We start from the raw sequence: 17,494 nt of genomic DNA on the forward strand, positions 1-17,494 counted from the left end.
GCGGCTGGTTGTTATTATAAACTTTGTATAAAGGATTTACAGTATATCCTTGACGCTGTCGAACCCATATTGGGCTGAAATCGCATCTCTGATACTGTTTAGTTGTGTAAGTGTCAGGTCGTAAAAGTTTTTAGGGAACAAAGCCAGGATCTCATTAATCTTTGCATCTGTTATCTTTTTCTTAGGATTGTATTTCAAAGAATAAACAAATCCATAACATTCAGAAAGCCTGCTGTTCCTTACGATATTATCATTGATAGACTCTTTTACTTCTTTAACCTCCTGAAGGGCGGCAGCGCCTGTAAGTTTCTCAAAAGTCTCCAGGATGATAGTTGCCTGTGCAAGTTTCGTTTTGTCATCCTTGTTGCTGATGGCTGCCCTTCCTTTCAGGAAGGCATCCATCAGGATTTTATTGGCTTTATAGCCCGAATCTACCTGGGTACTGTAACTTCCCCAGAATTTAACACCCGTTTTATTGGTGGGGAAATCAATAGGGACTCCCCAGTATCCGAAAGCTGTGTCCCAGTTGTGTTCCATGGCTGTTCCGCTACCTGTCACTACCGTTGTGTTATTCACCGAACTGCTGATACCACTGTCCATATAATTGTTAACAATCTGGTAGGTGATCAGCCCGCCCATGATCGTTTTATTGAATATCTGTGCGTAGTTAATGCCCGTACCGGTAAGAGCATATTTTGTGGCTGCATTCGCTGTACTCGCACCCACTCCGGCAACACCTCTGCTGGCTGCTGTTGCAGACTGGCTAACTTTTACAAGGCTGTCAATAAACCCGATTACATCTGTCTGGAACAACGGGGCTGTTTGACTGTTGATCTGCAAACCCGAGGTATTGTAAGCCGCGGTAGCAAAAGGAGCACCTGTGTTTGTTAGCATCGCTTTGAGCTTTACGCCATCAACCGGGCCAACTGTTGCATTTCTCATCACTGTACCCATTTCAGTAACCATTCCCAGAACAGTATTGGAAGCGTTTAGATCTACGTTCGCAAAATTATAAGTTGTTGGAACCGTATAAACCGGAATAGTTTCATCTGGCGCAGAATCCTTGCTGCAGCCTGCAATCAAAAGTACCAGTGCCGAAAAACCGAGTGCTGTAAATTTTCTTTTCATATTTGCGTTTATATAAGTTGATTTTATAATAACGCAAATTTAGATTTGGGAACCTTCGGAAGCAATACCCCCGAGGAGGTATATTCATAATGAGTCTAAATAAAGATGTCGTTTAAGTAGCTGAGCAGAAAGATCAGTTCTGACGCATGCTTAAACGTGAAGCCGAGCTTTTTGATGATATTCTTTCGGTGGGTTTTTATCGTGTGAACGCTCAAAAATAGCTTTTCTGCGATTTCTTTGTTGGCCTTGCCTTCAGCGATTAAGTGAATAATTTCAGTTTCACGATAAGAGAGCAAAGGCGTACCATCCACCTTTCTGGGTGGCAATGTATGTCCGAAAAGCGTTTCCTGAATTTTCTTGCAATAGTATTGTTCCCTTTTTACAGTGGCATGTATCGCTTCCAGAAGTTCATCAACTGTGGATTCCTTGGAGACATAATTCCTGATACCATAGTTGATGGTTTCAAGAATATCGTTTTTGCTTTGCCTGTTGGCCAGTATTAAGATTCTGACGGAATCAAACATTGCACCGATATTCTGGATATCGTTAGGAGAATAATCGCGGCCGTAATTAGGATCCATAATAACGATATCTGGTTTTAATGCCCAGATCAGTTGTTTCAACTCTTCCGGAGAGCTGGCTTTGCCAGTTATAACCATGTCCTTTTGCGATGCCAGGGCGGAAATTATCCCTTCACGGGTTAACATTTGATTATCGGCGATAAGTATTCTGATCACGTGGGTGTGTTATTAAGTCTGGTTCTAAACAGGCTTACGTGATGCAACTGAGCTTGGTTGCTTCAGGAACAAGATAATTTTTGAGATAATTTGGGAGTGCTTATAACGAGCTGTACTCCGGCAGGTCCTGAAAAAACAAAAACTTAGAGGTCACATGATCAATCTGCGCATAACAATGTTTTAGTCCATTGGTCACTACCAGCCATTTGGCCTGATGTACAGAATTGTAGCGGGCAGCCTGATCAAACACGCCCTGCGATATCTTAACGGTGGGGGCTTTGCATTCAATCACCATGATCCTTTCCCCGGCAGTGTTAAAGATCACGATGTCCGTCCGCTTTTGTAACTGGTTTAAACTGAGACCCCCTTCAATTTGTATAAGAGACCGGGGGAATTTTTTGTCTCTGATCAGATAGTGGATAAAATGCTGCCTCACCCATTCCTCCGGTGTTAGAACCAGATGCTTTTTCCTTACCTCATCAAAGATGAAATGCTGCTCTTCTTTCAGTGTAATCCTGAAAGGATAGGGCGGGAGGTTCAGTGCTGTTGGTGTAAATGCCATTTGTGCAAAAATAACCTTTAATAATTAGTTTTAAGGGGTTACATTTGAATAATTTATGAGTGCTTCCGATATTATAAAAGACCTTAAAGCTAAAAAGTTTAAGCCTGTATATCTCTTACATGGTGAAGAACCTTATTACATTGACCAGATCATCCATTATATGGAACAGCATATTCTGAATGAGATGGAGAAGGGCTTTAACCAGACAGTTCTGTATGGTAAGGATACGGATATGGCTACGATCCTGAATGCGGCAAAACGATATCCGATGATGTCTGATTACCAGCTGATTGTAGTGAAAGAGGCACAGGACCTCAAGTGGTCTAAAGAAACGGAAGGAAGCAGCAAACAAGCTGAGTTTGTGCAGAATTATTTCGAAAATCCGCTGAGCAGTACCATTCTTGTACTGGGATTTAAGTATGCGAATTTTGACAAACGCAAGAAGATCTTTAAATCTATCACTAAAAATGGTGTAGTATTTCAATCGGATCCGGTTAGGGATTATAAGCTTGCCCAGTGGATTGAAGAACTGGTTAAAGAAAAGGGCATGAAGATCGCTCCGCAGGCTTCAGCGTTAATGGCCGAATACCTGGGGGCAGACCTGTCCAAAATTTCCAATGAACTGGAAAAACTAATGCTCAATATCAGCAAGGATACGACTATTGACACTGATCTTGTCCAGAAGAATATTGGGATCAGTAAAGAATACAACGTATTCGAATTGCAAAAGGCCCTGGCTGCCAGGAATGTCCTTAAATCTAACCAAATTATCAACTACTTCGCAGATAATCCTAAAGCGAATCCCATGGTGATGGTCATGGCCAATCTCAACTCTTATTTCTCCAAAATTCTTAAATATCATTATCTGCAGAATAAAAACGATGCGGCTAAAGAACTCGGTGTAAATCCATACTTCGTAAAGGATTATGAAGTTGCTGCTCGTAACTACAACCTTAACAAGACCTTTGATATTATCAGTCTCCTTCGGGAATACGACTTAAAAAGCAAAGGTGTAGATAGCACAGGCAATGTTACCGATGGTGAACTGCTAAAAGAACTGCTGTTTAAAATGATACATTAATTTACGTTTAAATCATACAATGAACTATTTTTTAGTTAAATCAGAACCTTTCAAATATAGCTGGGATCAGTTTAATAAGGACGGTCGTACTTTTTGGGACGGTGTAAGAAACTACCAGGCCCGCAACAATATCAAGCTGATGAAGGAGGGCGATCTTGTTCTTTTTTACCATAGCAACGAGGGAAAAAATGTAGTAGGAATTGCGAAGGTAGTCAGAGAGTTCTATCAGGACCCGACTACAGATGATGCCAACTGGGTTGTTGTAGATCTTTCGCCCGTGGAAACGCTTAAGAATCCTGTTTCACTGGAACAGATCAAGGCTGAAGAAAGCCTCAAAGAGATATCGCTGATAAAACAGGGCAGATTGTCCGTGATGCAGCTGAAAGCGACTGAGTTCGATAAGATTCTTGAAATGGGCAGCTAAACAGCTGCCTTTCATTTGCCTGATTGTTGCTGCTTGTAATGCGAGGAGAGCTATCCCACAATTAAGCTCTTAATCCTTGAAAAATAATGCTTTCAGTTCTTTGGCATCACTTGCATCCATCTTCCCTGCTAAAATCAGGCGCAATTGTCTTCTTCTCAAAGCACCCGCAAATAATTCAATTTCTTCTTCTGTTTCAGGGGAAAGTTCAGGTACAGGAATCGGCCGGCCGCTCTGGTCTACAGCTACAAAAGTATAAAAGGCTTCGTTGGATTTAATACGGCTGCCCGATGGAATGTTTTCTGCCCATACATCCATTCTTACTTCTACTGAGGTATGAAAAGCACGGGTTACTTTAGCCTCAATAGTAATCACATCGCCAAGTTTAATTGCATGCTGAAAGGAAACGTTATCTACGGAAGCTGTCACGACAATCCGGTTACAATGCTTCTGTGCGGAGATCGCTGCGGCGATATCCATCCAGTGCAGTAACCTGCCTCCCATTAAATTGTTTAATGTATTGGTATCATTTGGTAAAACCAATTCATTCATCACCGTCAGTGAATTTTTAGGATGTTTAGCTATTGTGCCCATATTGGCTGCAAAAGTAAACAAAAACTAACACTTCATGTTATCTCTCTGCGCTCATACAAAAAACGTATATAGAAATAATGATCAATCAAACCCTGATACAGTACTTCCACTGGTATTACAACGACGAATTAAAATTATGGAAAAAAGTCTCATCCGAGGCTAAATCACTCAAAGATATAGGCATAACAGGAGCATGGCTTCCGCCGGCTTATAAATGTACTGAAGGTAGCAACTCTGTAGGATATGATTGCTATGATTTGTACGATCTGGGAGAATTTGATCAGAAGAACAGTGTTCCTACAAGATATGGAACCAAAGAAGAGTATCTGCAGGCCATAAAAGACTTGCACGATCAGGAAATCATGGTTGTTGCCGATGTGGTTTTCAATCACAAAGCCGGAGCAGATGAACTGGAGAAAGTACCTGTTAAACGTGTAAATCCGGATAACCGTGCTGAATTTACTTCTGATCAGTTTGAAATAGAAGCATGGACAAAATTCACTTTTCCGGGAAGAAAAGGTAAATACTCAGAATTTATCTGGGATAAAAGATGCTTTAGTGGTATCGACTGGGCGGAGGACCTTCAGGAAACTGCGATTTTCTCTATTCAAAATGAATATGGTGACGGATGGGAAGATGTTCCCTCAGATGAAATGGGAAATTATGATTACCTGATGTTCAATGATATTGAATTCAGAAATAAAGCTGTCCGTGAAGAGTTAAAGAGATGGGGCGAGTGGTATTATGAAACCTGTGGTATGGGTGGGTTCAGGCTTGATGCCGTAAAGCATATTTCTCCAAGATACCTGGCAGAATGGCTGGATCATATGAAAGCTAAATTCGACAAAGATTTCTTTATCGTTGCAGAAAACTGGATACTGGATGATGTGCAGAAACTAAGGGATTATGTAGATCTTACAGAAGGAAGGATGCAGTTATTTGATTCCATGCTGCACCATAATTTTTACCAGGCCGGACAACAGGGAAGCGATTATGATCTAAGCAAGATATTTAATGATACACTGGTAGAATCACACCCCCAGCTATCGGTAACATTTGTGGATAACCATGACTCACAGCCGCTGCAATCGCTGGAGGCTTATGTGGATTTCTGGTTCAGGCCGCTGGCTTACGCGCTGATCCTATTGAGGGAACAGGGAATACCATGTGTCTTCTATCCGGATCTGTATGGTGCAAAATACATAGATAAAGACAATGATGGAAATGATGCAGATGTAGAATTGATTGGTGTGCCCCAGCTGGACGTAATGGTCAGAACAAGAAGGGATGCTGCACATGGAATTCAACGGGAATACTTTGATCATCCAAACTGCATTGGTTTTACCAGAGAAGGAACTGCAGAGCAGGAAAATTCTGGGGTAGCTGTAGTATTAAGTAATGGAGAAGAAGGATCTAAACATATGGAAATGGGGCCGGCACAAGCGGGTAAGGTTTTCGTAGATGCCCTTGGTCACAGAACCGAAGAAGTAACAGTTGGTGACGACGGATGGGGGGATTTCTTCTGCCAGGCAGGCAGCGTATCTATCTGGGTGCGTAAAAACTAATTGGTCTTCAGCCTAATATGGCTGTAGTTTACTTTTGTACGGTGCTGACCAGATTGTAACCAATCAGTTCATCCCAGCGGCTGCCGGGCCTGCGGTAATAAACAAAGGCCTGGTAGTCATTTTCCGTTTCAAAGAAAGAACCTTCAAAAGTAGTATTGTCGGCTTTGCCGGAAGAGTTGTCCCTCCATGTGTACTGATAATCATATACGCCCTGTTTCAGGTACAGGCTGGCAAAGAATTTCTTTTTTACAGGATCAAATTTGAGTTTGTTTTCTTCAGTGAGGGTATAATTATTAAACCTGCCCACTACATAGATATTCCCGTTGTCAGAAGGGGTTTTTGAATTCAGCGTAAATAGTACGCGCTGATAATCACTGTCGCTATCGTTGTCGATATTGTCCTGGTTACGGACAAAGAAAGCCCCGTTGTCATCGTTAAATTGTGTGTATTTGGGCGCATTGCTGTTCAGGTCCTGAAATAAGACCACATTATTGGTGCTGTCTGTAAATATATCCTGCACATGCTCCCCTTTAAAACGAACGCTGCGCGAATCAAATTTCCTGAATTCATTGCTGCCTGAAAAATCGTTGCTCGCCAGGTCATTGTAAATCAGTGAACCAGGTTTCACAAACGTAGGTTTGGTATTCAGTTTAGCTGTTAAGGGATTGCCATTTTGCAGCAGTACCATCTTTACGTCCTGATAGGGATTTTGAATGCTGATGGTATAAGTAACGGTTACGTTCAGTTTCTGGTTGCTGAACCTTAGTGATACCTCATTGCTCGGTAAAATCTGTGTCCCGATATTTACCTGTTTGTCTGCAATAAAAAACCGTTGTGAACAAACGGGCTTCTTTTGATCACCATCTTCATAAACTTTGAGCAGATAATTTCCCGAAAGCTTTGGCTTAATCTGGTCATTTGGCAGACTGAGCGTATAATGCGTAAATTTCTGAAGGGTCTTCGAAGAATAGGCATAATCTACAATCCTGTCTTCGGTAGTTCCTTCAAGATAATCCAGGGCAGAAATACCCGAAGATTTCCAGTCGTAGGTGCAGTGTTCCACCGTATACCAGTAGTTTTTACTGCCGCCACGCAGGTCGTCAAAAGAAAAAAGCAACTGCTCGGAAGAACCGAGTGTGATTACAGGAAGGGATTGCTCTTTTTGGGCATTGTAGCATTGTACGGTTTTGATCTGTGAATTATACACCTGGTTATCGTACACAAATTGCTGCTGTGCGCAGGCAATCTGAAGGATGAACAAACTTAAAAAGAGCAATACCCCCGTTTTGATCATTAGTTGCTTTCTAGTTCCATAATCTCAGCGGCAAGCTCTTCCCATTTGTTCTGGGCAGTGTCAAGCAACTGTTTTGCTGTCTGGTATTTTTTATTTGCCTCGGCCAGTTTAGCCTTATCGCTGTATACTTTTTCATCGGCAAGTTCAGCTTCAACAGCTTTCACATCTTTGTCCAGCTGGACAGTTTCCTGTTCAATCTTCTGCAGCTGGTCGTTCAGTTTTTTTAGCTGCTGCTGACTGTTCACCGTAACCGGTTTTGGTTCCGCTTTAGGTTTTACTTCTTTCTCCGCAGGTTTTACAGGGATACTCTTTGCAACAGGCGGCACGCGTTTGCTGTTCCAGACTTCGTATTCGGCATAGGTACCCGGATATTGTTTAATCTGTTCTTCTTCGATAAACCAGATTTTGTTGGCTACGTTATCCAGGAAGTACCTGTCGTGGGATACGGCAATGAAAGTTCCTTCAAACTGTTTAAGGGCCTGGATCAGGATGTTTACAGACTGGATGTCAAGGTGATTCGTAGGCTCATCCAGGATCAGGAAGTTAGAGTCTGTTGTGAGCGACTTTGCCAGGGCTACCCTTGATTTTTCTCCTCCTGAAAGGACTTTGATTTTCTTGAATACATCGTCGCCGGTGAACAGGAAACAGCCAAGGATGCCCCTTAACTCTGTGTCTGTATGTTTCGGCGCAAATGCCTGCAGTTCTTCAAGGATGCTGTTTCCCAGGTGGAGCGACTCCAGCTGGTGCTGTGCAAAGAAAGTTGTAGTTACATTGTGGCCAGTCTCGCAGGTACCATCAAATTTCTCTACGCCTGCAACCATCCTTAGCAGGGTTGACTTTCCTTTACCATTGGCACCGATAAGGGCAATTTTATCACCTTTTTCGATAACTGCTTCGGCATTTTCAAGGATATCTATATTCGGATATTTCTTGGTGGCATTTTCAATCCTGATCACGTGCCGGCCGGAAGGTTTGGTAAACTTAAAGCTGAAGTTTACTGTTGGGTTATCGTCGTCCACATCCTCTACGCGTTCCATCTTGTCCAGTGCTTTCATGCGCGACTGTGCCATTTTAGCCTTGCTGGCTTTGGCTTTGAAACGCTCGATCAGTTTCTCTTCCTGTTTAATCTTGGCCTGCTGGTTTTTGAACTCACCTTTCTGAATCTCGCCGCGAAGCGATTTCTCTTCCAGGTAGAAGGTGTAGTTTCCTGCATACGTGGTTAGCTTTCCCTTGCGCGATTCTACCGTACGGTTAACGATTTTGTCCAGGAAGTACCTGTCATGGGATACAATCACGATTGCACCTTCAAATCCTGCAAGATATGTTTCCAGCCATTTGATGGAAGGTAAATCCATGTGGTTGGTAGGCTCATCCAGTAAAAGGATATCCGGTGTTTGCAAAAGGATTTTTGCCAGCATGACACGCATTCTCCAGCCTCCTGAAAAAGTATTCAGCGGGCGGTGCTGATCTGCAGTGCTGAAACCCAGACCGGCAAGGATCTCATTAGCTTTGTACTCAATGTTATAACCGTCCAAAGCCTCAAACTCCTGCTGCTTGTCGCTCAGTTTGTTCAGCACTTCTTCAGAATAGTCAGTTTCTATCTTTTTTAACAGCTCTTCAATTTCGTCATGTATCTGGTTCTGGCGCTCAAAAGCTTCCATGGCAACATGCAAAATCGTATGGTGGGATTCGTAAGATAGCAGATCCTGGTTCAGGTAACCGATTTTCAGGTCTTTAGACATGGAAATACTGCCCGAAGAAGGTGCGTACTCTCCTACGATTATTTTTAATAAAGTGGATTTTCCCGTTCCATTGGCACCAATAAGGCCAATTCTTTCTCCTGGTTTAATGTGCCAGTTCGCTTCATCATATAAAGCCCTTGAACCTATGAGGAATGTTAAGTCGTTTATCGAAATCATGTTGGCTGCAAAAATACAATTTTTAGGCGCATTTTGTTTGATATTCAATAGCATCTCAGCTTAATTTCTACGATTTTATTACATGATCAGGTAATTTTGAACTGTACCGGGCATGGGTGCCGATCTTTTTGATTAATATACTGACCACATTTTTTTATCTTCGTGGCATGTATCGTTTAATAAAGCCTATATTTTTTCAGTTCGATCCTGAGAAAGTTCACCATTTTGTGGTAAAGAGACTGAAGTGGTTTCATGAACACTTCCCGTTGGGAAAGACCATTTTGCGCAGCAGCTTTGATATTCATGTTAAAGGACTGGAGCGTGAGGTGTTTGGGATCAGGTTTAAAAACCCGGTGGGATTAGCTGCCGGCTTTGATAAAAACGGAGAATATGTAGAAGCTTTGAGCGACCTGGGCTTTGGTTTTATTGAAGTGGGTACAGTAACGCCGCTGCCGCAGCCCGGCAATGATTTGCCGCGGATGTTCAGGCTGCCCGAAAATTCGGCACTGATCAACCGGATGGGGTTTAATAATAAAGGCGTGGATACACTTGCCGAAAGACTGCGTGCCTTGAAAGCGAAGGACAAAACTATTGTAGTTGGCGGCAACATCGGAAAGAACAAAAATACGCCTAACGAAGATGCGGTAAATGATTATGTGAAGTGTTTCGACCGCCTGTTTGATGTTGTAGACTATTTTGTAGTCAATGTAAGTTCTCCGAATACGCCGGGCTTAAGGGAGTTGCAGGAGAAGGAGCCTTTAACCCTGCTTTTAAAGACGCTGCAGGAACGCAACCATAAAAACGGTATTGTGCGGCCGATCCTGTTAAAGATTGCGCCAGATCTGACCAATGAGCAGCTGGATGATATTGTTGACATTGTGAAGGAAACGGGAATTGCCGGCGTAATCGCTACGAATACTACGATAGACAGAAGCGGATTGTACAACGCTGCGGAACACGCTACTGAAACAGGTGGATTAAGCGGCAAACCGCTGACACAACGCTCAACGGAGGTAATCCGTTATTTATCTGAAAAATCAAATAAGGCATTCCCGATTATCGGGGTGGGAGGGATACATTCCCCGCAGGACGCCAAAGATAAACTGGAAGCAGGTGCTTCGCTCGTGCAGTTATACACTGGCTTTATCTACGAAGGCCCGGGCATTGTAAAAAGGATCTGTAAGGAGCTTGTGAATTAAAAAAAAATATAAGCGCATAAAAAAACCTTTCAGGATATCCTGAAAGGTTTTTTGTTTTTTTACAAAAAGAACTTATGCTCTTAAAGCTGCAGAAAGTTGATCTAACAACAGGTTGTTTTTAGCTAACTGATCTTTTTTAGACTGTTTTGAACGGCTGCCTAATTCGATGTTTGTAGCTAGTTTCAACGTTTTAACTTCTAAACGTGAAGTTACGTGGTTTTGTCTGTCTTTTCTTTTTAATCTGGTAACTGCCATGGTCTTAACCTTTAGTTTTTTTAATTTAAATAAATCTGGAGGTCGAGAGCGGATTCGAACCGCTGTACGAGGTTTTGCAGACCTCTGCCTAGCCACTCGGCCACTCGACCTGTTGAAATTCAGGCTGCAAAAATAGCAATTAATACTTAAGATGCAATTTATTTATTCAAATTTCTGCTAATATCTGCGCAGAATATTGCTGCGGATACCGCAACATTCAATGATTCAGCCTGTCCAACTCTTGGAATAGTTACCGGATGGCTGATTAAATTCACAATTTCGGGAGTAACACCCTGTCCTTCGTTCCCCAGGACCACCAGTCCTTCGCTGCCCCACTTGGTTTCATACAGGCTGCTGCCGTTGAGCATTGCACCAAACACAGGTATGTCAATGCCCTGCAGCAGTTCCGGCAGTTCATGATAGCTAACCTTCACCCTGCACAGTGATCCCATTGTGGCCTGTACCGTTTTAGGATTGTATACTTCAACCGTATTGGAAGAACAGATCACATGTTTTACTCCAAACCAGTCGGCCGTTCTGATAATAGTGCCCAGATTTCCCGGGTCCTGCACGCCATCCAGTACCAGGGAAAAATTATTTCTTAGTGTATTCTGATCAATCGCAGATGTTTCAGGAATATTAACCAGTGCCAGTATACCCTGGGGAGCCTGTAGTGTACTTATCTTTTCCAGTTCGGCACTCGTTACTTCAAATAACTTTATATTTGCTGGCAATTTAGGTAGTAAAGATTGATATTGTGGCAGAAAATATACACTATGGATCTGATAGTCTGCTGGAATAAACTCTGCAATTGATTTTATTCCTTCGATAATAAATATCCCATGCTCTTTACGGTACTTTTTTTGATGTAATGATTTTATAAACCCTATCTGAGACTTTGAAAGCATATCCTATTTATAAAAATAAATTCCAGTTTCCCGCAATATTACTATTTATTATTCTTTTTATATGCGCCTGCTCCTCTACAAAGTTGATTGAAGATAACCAGGCGATCGTAAAAAAGGTAGAAATAGACAGTATTCCCGGCAAGTATAAAGAGGAGGCGCTCAACTATATCCAGAAAGATATCCGTCCTGCTTCGCGGCTGGGTATCAATGTAGGGCTTTACAATATTTTTTATACACTCTTCAAAATTAAGTCGGTAGGTAAACCTGCTCCGCTGCTGGACAGTACACTGGTAGAGATCTCCAGGAACCAGATTGAGAAATTTCTGATCAGCAAGGGTTACTTCATGGCAAAAGTAAAGTCAGAAGTCCTCATTAAAAAGCAGCGTGCCCAGGTAGATTTTAAAGCCATTACCGGGCCTGCATTTCGTATTGCAAAAGTGAACTATTCAATACCGGATTCTGCTGTACGTAAGGTATACATGGACGGAAAATTCAGGTTCTCGCATTTGCATGAGAATATGCAGTATGATGATGATTCACTGGCCTATGAGCGCGAACAGGTCTATCAGGTAATGAAAGAACACGGATATTATGATTTTTCACGTCCTTACGTCAGGTTCACGGTAGATTCAGCGTTCCGTAACAGCACAACCCATGTGGTGATGTATATCGATGACCCCGATTCCACTAAACATAAGCAGTATAAAATTGGTGAAACAAATATTGTCATTGCGCCCACTACCGAGGGTTTTCCTGATTCTATTAAACTGAATGAACGAATCTTCAGGGGGATCAGGTATACCGATTTGTCAAAACGTTTCAGAAGAAACCCTGTGGTGAGGTACGACTTTATCAAAATGGGCGAGACCTACGATATTTCGAAAGAAAACCTCACCTATGACAGGCTTTATGAGCTAAACGTGTTTAAAAACGTAAAGATCGAATATGTAAAGGCAAAAGACAGTGCAAAGCTTCAGCCTGTTATTCAGCTTACACCGCAAAAACGAATGAGCAACAGGGTAGAGGGAGAACTGCCGTTTAACGCCGGTACAGTTGGTTTTACCCTCAGCAATACCTACGTCAACAACAATATTTTCAGGGGCGCAGAGCGTTTTGAATTTCAGATCAAGGGCGGTTTACAGTCCAGAATAGGCCAGGGATCTCTTTTCAACGATATTTACCAGCGTGATTTCTCTTTAAGTACCAGTCTGGCCGTTCCCCGGCTGATGGTTCCATTTGATATTCCCCTGATGGGCAAGAATGGAATGCCCTACACTATCTTTTCTACCAGTTATGTGTATTCCCTGCAAAAAGATTTATTTGTTCGCCGCGTTTTCCTCAACTCCCTTACATACCAGTGGGTAGAAACCAAATCGAAACTGCATTCATTTACGCCACTTAACTTTGAATACCGCTTTGGTGGCCTGCTGATTGATTCAAACGCCGTAGAGGGACAGCAGCTTTACAAGGATTACCGCTATAATATCACACTGCTGGCAAGAAAGGACATCACCCTGGGAATGAAATATGCGTATACGCTAAACGGGAATAAGTTACTGCTGCCTGGCAACAGCTTTGTATACTTCAGGGGGAATATTGATATTGCCGGTAACGGGCTTGGCGCTGCCAATAAACTTTTTGGAAGCAAACATAACCCGGCTGCGGGCGACTATGCGAGTATCCTGGGGCTTCCCTACAACCAGTATGTCCGCCCGGAAGTAGACATCCGCTGGTATAAAAACCTGGGGCTCGACAGGCAGTTTGTTGCACGTATTAATGGCGGTGTAGGTTATGCTTATGGAAATTCTACTGCTATTCCCTTCGAAAAGCTGTTCTTTGCTGGTGGTGCAAGTGGCGTAAGGGCCTGGCAGGCCAGAACTCTGGGGCCTGGTAATTACAACCGTGGTGACAGGTTAACAACGGAGGAAGCAAGAAGTACCCTCTATGGTATTGACCAGCTTGGGCAGATGCATATCGAGGCTAACCTTGAATATCGCTGGAGGCTTCTGGACAATTTCTTTGGCTCCAAACTTAATGGTGCGGCATTTTTGGATGCAGGTAACGTATGGAACATCTCTTCCGGCAATACACAGCCCGAAACCTATTTTGACTTCAAAAACCTTGGCAACCAGATTGGTGTCGGAACGGGACTGGGCTTAAGGTATGACCTGCAGTATTTTATCTTCCGCTTCGATGTTGGCCTTAAGCTTAGAGACCCGCAGTTTGACCCTTCAGATCAATGGGTGATCGGGAAACTGTTCAATGGCAGCAAAGACTTCAAACGCGATTATGAGCTGAAAAACAGTCCCGATGGATACCACTTCTTTCAGTACAATTTTGGTATCGGACTACCCTTCTAATCCTGTCAGAGATTTTCCCAGATGTGATAGCCGATCCTTCTTCTTCTGTTAAAATGCCCTTTTCAACGTATCAAAGATAGATTCAAAGAAAGTGGACAGATGCAGTCCATTGCTATGATTAAAATAGATATAAACCAGCAGGATGATCACTACAATGATGATCAGTCTCCTGAAGGCAAAGGCCAGGAAGATCAGGATCAGGGGGAACAGCACAAGCCAAAGGCTGTTGATGGTAAATGGATTCAGGCTGCCGTCTTTTTTATAAATATATAGCAGCTTGCTGTGCGTTCCTGCATCATTCTGGTGCTTAATATAAACAAAGGATGATTTGTCAAGCTGCATCGGCAGGATTGCTACCCCGTCATTAAATTTTAGCGGCTGTGTAAAGCCGCTTACTGTAAACGTATATAAGCCGTTGATGGTTTCTACGGGCTGCTCCAGCGAGTCTGCGGCAATAATAGCAAGCTTACTGTTCTTCAGCAAGCTTTCCTTTACAATAAAATTATTGATATCTGATTTCTGGGCGAAAGCTGATACGGAGATCAGTGAGAGTAACAAACAGTAGAAGATCGTTTTCATTTGATATTTAATTCTTTATCCTTGTGATATATTTTTGTTATTCTATGGATCTTTTATTGTAGATCAGATAACCCAAATGTAACAAAATGCCGTTTCTTTTTATCGGATCATCATACAAATTATAGCTAAGGCTAATAGGGCCAACGGGAGTGTGATAAACCAGCCCGGCAGTACCTGCATAATGCAGCCGGTTAAAGGTAGGAGAGTTTTTCACTTCCTGAAACCCCATCTGAGTAATTTCCTGGTAAGGCAGAAATACAAAACCCTCAACCCTGAAATCTATGCTCCTCCGCAAGCGGTAAACGTTTTTCAGTCCGCCGGCTAGATAACTTGATGCCCTGAACTTTTCCAGAAACAATGACCTGCTGTCCTGTAAGGGATAAAAGGCCGGGCTCGCCAGTAAGGTGGCATAGTAGTTTGAGAACAATGGCTGATTGGATATTACCCCCTCGGCCAGATAGCCCAGTGTGTAACGCCCCTCATGAAAGAAATAATTCTCATCGCTGATTTTAAAGCTTACCCATTGCCTGAACTTGCGGATAACTGCAATATCGCCGGCTGCCAACGGCACATTACGTGATATATTCCCGGGTGTATAATTCTCCTTCCCGGTGAAAAAGTTTGCGACAAACAGAAAGTTGCGCCCCCGGTTTGCATATTGTTTGCGGTTAAAAGTATTTTGCTCGAAGGCCAGGCTGGACCGTAGCCCGTTAAAGATGGTTTGATCTAAAATGTCGCCGGTATTAAAGCTGTTGGTGGGGCTATAATTGTCATCGTTATTGATAAACGAGGTGCTCAGTGTAATCCTGGTATTCCTGTTGAGCGGTATCCCTCCCTTGATCTCGATCTTCCTGTCAGACTGCTCAATGTAGGTTGGATGAGGGTTCTCTATAAAGATCTTGCTGGTGTTGTAATAGTTGAAGTGATTATAGGTAAGCTCGGCCGCCAGGAAGAAGGGCAGGCGTGAAGGATAGTCGATCCTTGCATTGAGCTGTGCTGACTCGTAAAACCGGCCTGAATAAAAGTCTGTCCCAAAGGTGTAAGCTTTACGGTCCAGGTAGTTGTATTGTAATCCAAGAAAAACCGTGCTGATCGGCCTGCTGGAAATGTTGCCGCCAAGGTCCAGTTTAAAGCTGCTTTTAGGCTGGGCTACAATTTCGAAGGTATAGCTGTCTGATGAGGGATTATAGGAGATTTTCGGATAAATGGTTTCAAATGTTTCATCCGCAACAAGTTTATAATATCCCTGGCGGATGTCTGCCAGGTCAAATGTAGGCTTGTCTCTTTTAAAAAGGCGCTGGATATAACGTTTCTGCTGACTGTTAACACCTGTTACTACTACTTCATTAAACCTGAGCTGGGGCTTTTTGTTGTTGAAAGCATTTCTTTTGAGCGCAAGGTCTTTTGGATCCGTTCTTCTGTGTACCGCCTGCAAAAGTCTCGGCATGTCGGCCATGGTAGCGTCATATCCTTTTTTGATCAGCTCGGCCACAGGATAGAAATTGCTGGAACTGTATTCCTGCAGGTTAGGCTGGATATATGTCCCGTTACTGCCAATCAGCGTTGAATCTGATTTGGCAAGAAACATAAACATCATCAGGCGGTTCATCAGCCGCTCATCCCCTGTTTTTGGATATTCTTTAAAGTTCTTTGCAGATACATTCACGCCAATGATATAATCGGGCTTAAATTCCTTTTGCATGATATCGGCAGGGAAATTATTGTATAATCCACCATCAAAAACATATTTATTATCAAGTTTTATCGGTCTGTAAATTAAGGGGACGGTCATGGTAGCGCGTACGGCTTCGGCCAGGCTTCCGCTCTTTACCGTTATACTGGTCTGAGAGAACACGTCAGACACCATACAGCGATAGGGAACAAACAGGTTGTCAAAATCATCCTTGGCGATCGCCGATGCCTGTGAGAGCAGCTCTATCAGAGCGAAATTTAATGGGATATCGTTTACCAGGTTATTCCTGATGCTCATTCTCAGTGCAGTATCTACCTGTATTTTTGCCGTGATCAGCGATGCATTGGTGCTGCTCTTTTGAAAATAGAAACTGTAATCGCTCTTGTAACGGCCATTTACCCAGTCCTGAAACTCTGTGGTCAGCGCTATCTTTTCAATCTGCGCCGGCGAATACCCTGCAGCATACAAAGCGCCAACAATACCGCCCATGGAGGTACCTGTAATATAATCTATCGGGATGTGGTTTTCTTCCAGGGCCTTCAGCGTACCGATATGTGACAGTCCTTTAGCACCCCCACCGCTAAGGACAAGGCCCACCTTCTGGCCATCAGCGTGAAATGCCCAGAAACAGATGAGGAAGAATATGAATGTCCTTGAAACGATCACCTTCCTAAATTACAGGTTTTCTTTCAGACCTGATTTAAAATAAAAATATTATAGTTGAGCAGCGTGGCGAAACTAACCCATATGAAATACGGAATAAAGAGTAATCCGGCAGTTTTATTAATTTTATAAAAGACCAGTCCATTGATGAGTATTGCAGCCAGCAAGGCCACAATTTCAATGAGTGCCGCACCTATCAAATGATTATAAAAAAAGAGGAACGACCATCCCAGGTTTAGGATAAGCTGAAAATCGCCACAGTTCTTGCAAAGTGTGCGATGTGCTTTCTTTGTGTCCACACCAGATAGGCAGCAATAGCTATAATTACAAATAATGTTGACCATACCGGTCCGAAAAGCCAGTTTGGCGGATCAAAGGAAGGCTTTGCAATGCCCGGGTACCAGGTCTTTACTGATCGTATCGTAATGAGCCCGCCAAGGGCACCAAAAATCATAGTGATGAGCAGGCTGACTAAAAAAGGAAGGGCTTGGAAACGTTTTTTTTGAACGGGCATATTTTTGGATTTGGCTTCGGCA

General features: G+C 42.9%; 17 protein-coding genes and 1 tRNA gene. 5 read left to right on the forward strand and 13 right to left on the reverse strand.

The window, feature by feature from the left end; translation table 11 throughout:
- Positions 1-36: 36 nt before the first annotated feature.
- From FN831_RS17555 to FN831_RS17565, 3 genes are all read right to left on the reverse strand, one after another.
- Positions 37-1,128, reverse strand: a complete 1,092-nt coding sequence (locus FN831_RS17555) for a DUF4856 domain-containing protein (RefSeq protein WP_142529497.1) — start codon at positions 1,126-1,128, stop codon at positions 37-39.
- Between the two features lie 95 nt (positions 1,129-1,223).
- On the reverse strand, positions 1,224-1,865 hold the full coding sequence (locus tag FN831_RS17560; RefSeq protein ID WP_142529498.1) for a response regulator transcription factor: 642 nt from the start codon (positions 1,863-1,865) through the stop codon (positions 1,224-1,226).
- 100 nt (positions 1,866-1,965) lie between these two features.
- Positions 1,966-2,427: a type I restriction enzyme HsdR N-terminal domain-containing protein gene (locus tag FN831_RS17565; protein WP_142529499.1), complete on the reverse strand. Its 462-nt coding sequence runs from the start codon at positions 2,425-2,427 to the stop codon at positions 1,966-1,968.
- 55 nt (positions 2,428-2,482) lie between these two features.
- On the opposite strand from FN831_RS17565, the gene holA reads away from it, so the two are divergent.
- Both holA and FN831_RS17575 read left to right on the forward strand, forming a co-directional pair.
- A complete protein-coding gene (holA, locus tag FN831_RS17570; RefSeq protein WP_142529500.1) occupies positions 2,483-3,508 on the forward strand; it encodes a DNA polymerase III subunit delta in 1,026 nt (341 codons plus the stop codon).
- A 19-nt stretch (positions 3,509-3,527) separates the two neighbouring features.
- Positions 3,528-3,932 (forward strand): EVE domain-containing protein, encoded by a 405-nt coding sequence (locus FN831_RS17575; protein ID WP_142529501.1) that lies wholly within the window; start codon positions 3,528-3,530, stop codon positions 3,930-3,932.
- A gap of 69 nt (positions 3,933-4,001) precedes the next feature.
- Here FN831_RS17575 and FN831_RS17580 read toward each other — a convergent pair whose 3' ends face one another.
- A complete protein-coding gene (locus tag FN831_RS17580; RefSeq protein WP_142529719.1) occupies positions 4,002-4,523 on the reverse strand; it encodes an acyl-CoA thioesterase in 522 nt (173 codons plus the stop codon).
- Positions 4,524-4,600: 77 nt separating this feature from the next.
- Here FN831_RS17580 and amyA point away from each other — a divergent pair, with 77 nt between their 5' ends.
- Complete coding sequence (gene amyA, locus FN831_RS17585) at positions 4,601-6,088, forward strand: alpha-amylase (RefSeq protein ID WP_142529502.1); 1,488 nt, start codon at positions 4,601-4,603, stop codon at positions 6,086-6,088.
- A 28-nt stretch (positions 6,089-6,116) separates the two neighbouring features.
- Here the strand turns inward: amyA and FN831_RS17590 are convergent, their stop codons facing one another.
- Together FN831_RS17590 and FN831_RS17595 are read right to left on the reverse strand one after the other, a co-directional pair.
- Positions 6,117-7,382, reverse strand: coding sequence for a type IX secretion system plug protein (locus tag FN831_RS17590; RefSeq protein WP_142529503.1), 1,266 nt, complete (start codon positions 7,380-7,382; stop codon positions 6,117-6,119).
- Positions 7,382-9,301, reverse strand: coding sequence for an ABC-F family ATP-binding cassette domain-containing protein (locus tag FN831_RS17595; protein WP_142529504.1), 1,920 nt, complete (start codon positions 9,299-9,301; stop codon positions 7,382-7,384). Before FN831_RS17595 ends, FN831_RS17590 begins: the two co-directional genes overlap by 1 nt.
- Before the next feature lie 167 nt (positions 9,302-9,468).
- Between FN831_RS17595 and FN831_RS17600 the strand changes: the two genes are divergently transcribed.
- A complete protein-coding gene (locus tag FN831_RS17600; protein ID WP_142529505.1) occupies positions 9,469-10,500 on the forward strand; it encodes a quinone-dependent dihydroorotate dehydrogenase in 1,032 nt (343 codons plus the stop codon).
- A gap of 72 nt (positions 10,501-10,572) precedes the next feature.
- Here FN831_RS17600 and FN831_RS17605 read toward each other — a convergent pair whose 3' ends face one another.
- From FN831_RS17605 to FN831_RS17615, 3 genes are all read right to left on the reverse strand, one after another.
- On the reverse strand, positions 10,573-10,755 hold the full coding sequence (locus FN831_RS17605; protein ID WP_090555001.1) for a spore protein: 183 nt from the start codon (positions 10,753-10,755) through the stop codon (positions 10,573-10,575).
- Positions 10,756-10,791: 36 nt separating this feature from the next.
- Positions 10,792-10,865, reverse strand: a tRNA-Cys gene (locus tag FN831_RS17610).
- Positions 10,866-10,913: 48 nt separating this feature from the next.
- Complete coding sequence (locus FN831_RS17615; protein ID WP_142529506.1) at positions 10,914-11,663, reverse strand: TrmH family RNA methyltransferase; 750 nt, start codon at positions 11,661-11,663, stop codon at positions 10,914-10,916.
- Between FN831_RS17615 and tamL the strand changes: the two genes are divergently transcribed.
- The gene (gene tamL / locus FN831_RS17620) at positions 11,654-14,023 is read left to right on the forward strand and encodes a translocation and assembly module lipoprotein TamL (RefSeq protein ID WP_142529507.1); all 2,370 of its coding nucleotides are present in this window, start codon (positions 11,654-11,656) and stop codon (positions 14,021-14,023) included. The two genes, FN831_RS17615 and tamL, sit on opposite strands and share 10 nt — an antisense overlap.
- A 48-nt stretch (positions 14,024-14,071) precedes the next feature.
- Here tamL and FN831_RS17625 read toward each other — a convergent pair whose 3' ends face one another.
- Genes FN831_RS17625 through FN831_RS28165 form a run of 4 tightly spaced genes read right to left on the reverse strand, consistent with a single transcriptional unit; the run spans position 14,072 to position 17,472 of the window.
- Complete coding sequence (locus tag FN831_RS17625) at positions 14,072-14,602, reverse strand: hypothetical protein (RefSeq protein WP_142529508.1); 531 nt, start codon at positions 14,600-14,602, stop codon at positions 14,072-14,074.
- A 37-nt stretch (positions 14,603-14,639) separates the two neighbouring features.
- The gene (locus FN831_RS17630) at positions 14,640-16,961 is read right to left on the reverse strand and encodes a patatin-like phospholipase family protein (protein ID WP_246101608.1); all 2,322 of its coding nucleotides are present in this window, start codon (positions 16,959-16,961) and stop codon (positions 14,640-14,642) included.
- Between the two features lie 23 nt (positions 16,962-16,984).
- Positions 16,985-17,302, reverse strand: a complete 318-nt coding sequence (locus FN831_RS28275) for a TspO/MBR family protein (RefSeq protein WP_262711888.1) — start codon at positions 17,300-17,302, stop codon at positions 16,985-16,987.
- Positions 17,194-17,472 (reverse strand): TspO/MBR family protein, encoded by a 279-nt coding sequence (locus FN831_RS28165; RefSeq protein WP_246101609.1) that lies wholly within the window; start codon positions 17,470-17,472, stop codon positions 17,194-17,196. Before FN831_RS28165 ends, FN831_RS28275 begins: the two co-directional genes overlap by 109 nt.
- Positions 17,473-17,494 lie beyond the last annotated feature (22 nt).

Source organism: Pedobacter westerhofensis (assembly GCF_900182595.1).
In the GTDB taxonomy this organism is placed as follows: domain Bacteria; phylum Bacteroidota; class Bacteroidia; order Sphingobacteriales; family Sphingobacteriaceae; genus Pedobacter; species Pedobacter westerhofensis.

Bases quoted from the DNA above. Each gene is read 5' to 3' on its own strand.
- FN831_RS17590 (WP_142529503.1), bottom strand. From the start codon at position 7,382: ATGATCAAAACGGGGGTATTGCTCTTTTTAAGTTTGTTCATCCTTCAG.
- FN831_RS28275 (WP_262711888.1), bottom strand. From the start codon at position 17,302: ATGGTCAACATTATTTGTAATTATAGCTATTGCTGCCTATCTGGTGTG.
- FN831_RS17605 (WP_090555001.1), bottom strand. From the start codon at position 10,755: ATGGCAGTTACCAGATTAAAAAGAAAAGACAGACAAAACCACGTAACT.
- FN831_RS28165 (WP_246101609.1), bottom strand. From the start codon at position 17,472: ATGCCCGTTCAAAAAAAACGTTTCCAAGCCCTTCCTTTTTTAGTCAGC.
- FN831_RS17600 (WP_142529505.1), top strand. From the start codon at position 9,469: ATGTATCGTTTAATAAAGCCTATATTTTTTCAGTTCGATCCTGAGAAA.
- FN831_RS17580 (WP_142529719.1), bottom strand. From the start codon at position 4,523: ATGGGCACAATAGCTAAACATCCTAAAAATTCACTGACGGTGATGAAT.
- FN831_RS17575 (WP_142529501.1), top strand. From the start codon at position 3,528: ATGAACTATTTTTTAGTTAAATCAGAACCTTTCAAATATAGCTGGGAT.
- FN831_RS17555 (WP_142529497.1), bottom strand. From the start codon at position 1,128: ATGAAAAGAAAATTTACAGCACTCGGTTTTTCGGCACTGGTACTTTTG.
- FN831_RS17595 (WP_142529504.1), bottom strand. From the start codon at position 9,301: ATGATTTCGATAAACGACTTAACATTCCTCATAGGTTCAAGGGCTTTA.
- FN831_RS17565 (WP_142529499.1), bottom strand. From the start codon at position 2,427: ATGGCATTTACACCAACAGCACTGAACCTCCCGCCCTATCCTTTCAGG.
- holA (WP_142529500.1), top strand. From the start codon at position 2,483: ATGAGTGCTTCCGATATTATAAAAGACCTTAAAGCTAAAAAGTTTAAG.
- FN831_RS17625 (WP_142529508.1), bottom strand. From the start codon at position 14,602: ATGAAAACGATCTTCTACTGTTTGTTACTCTCACTGATCTCCGTATCA.
- amyA (WP_142529502.1), top strand. From the start codon at position 4,601: ATGATCAATCAAACCCTGATACAGTACTTCCACTGGTATTACAACGAC.
- FN831_RS17615 (WP_142529506.1), bottom strand. From the start codon at position 11,663: ATGCTTTCAAAGTCTCAGATAGGGTTTATAAAATCATTACATCAAAAA.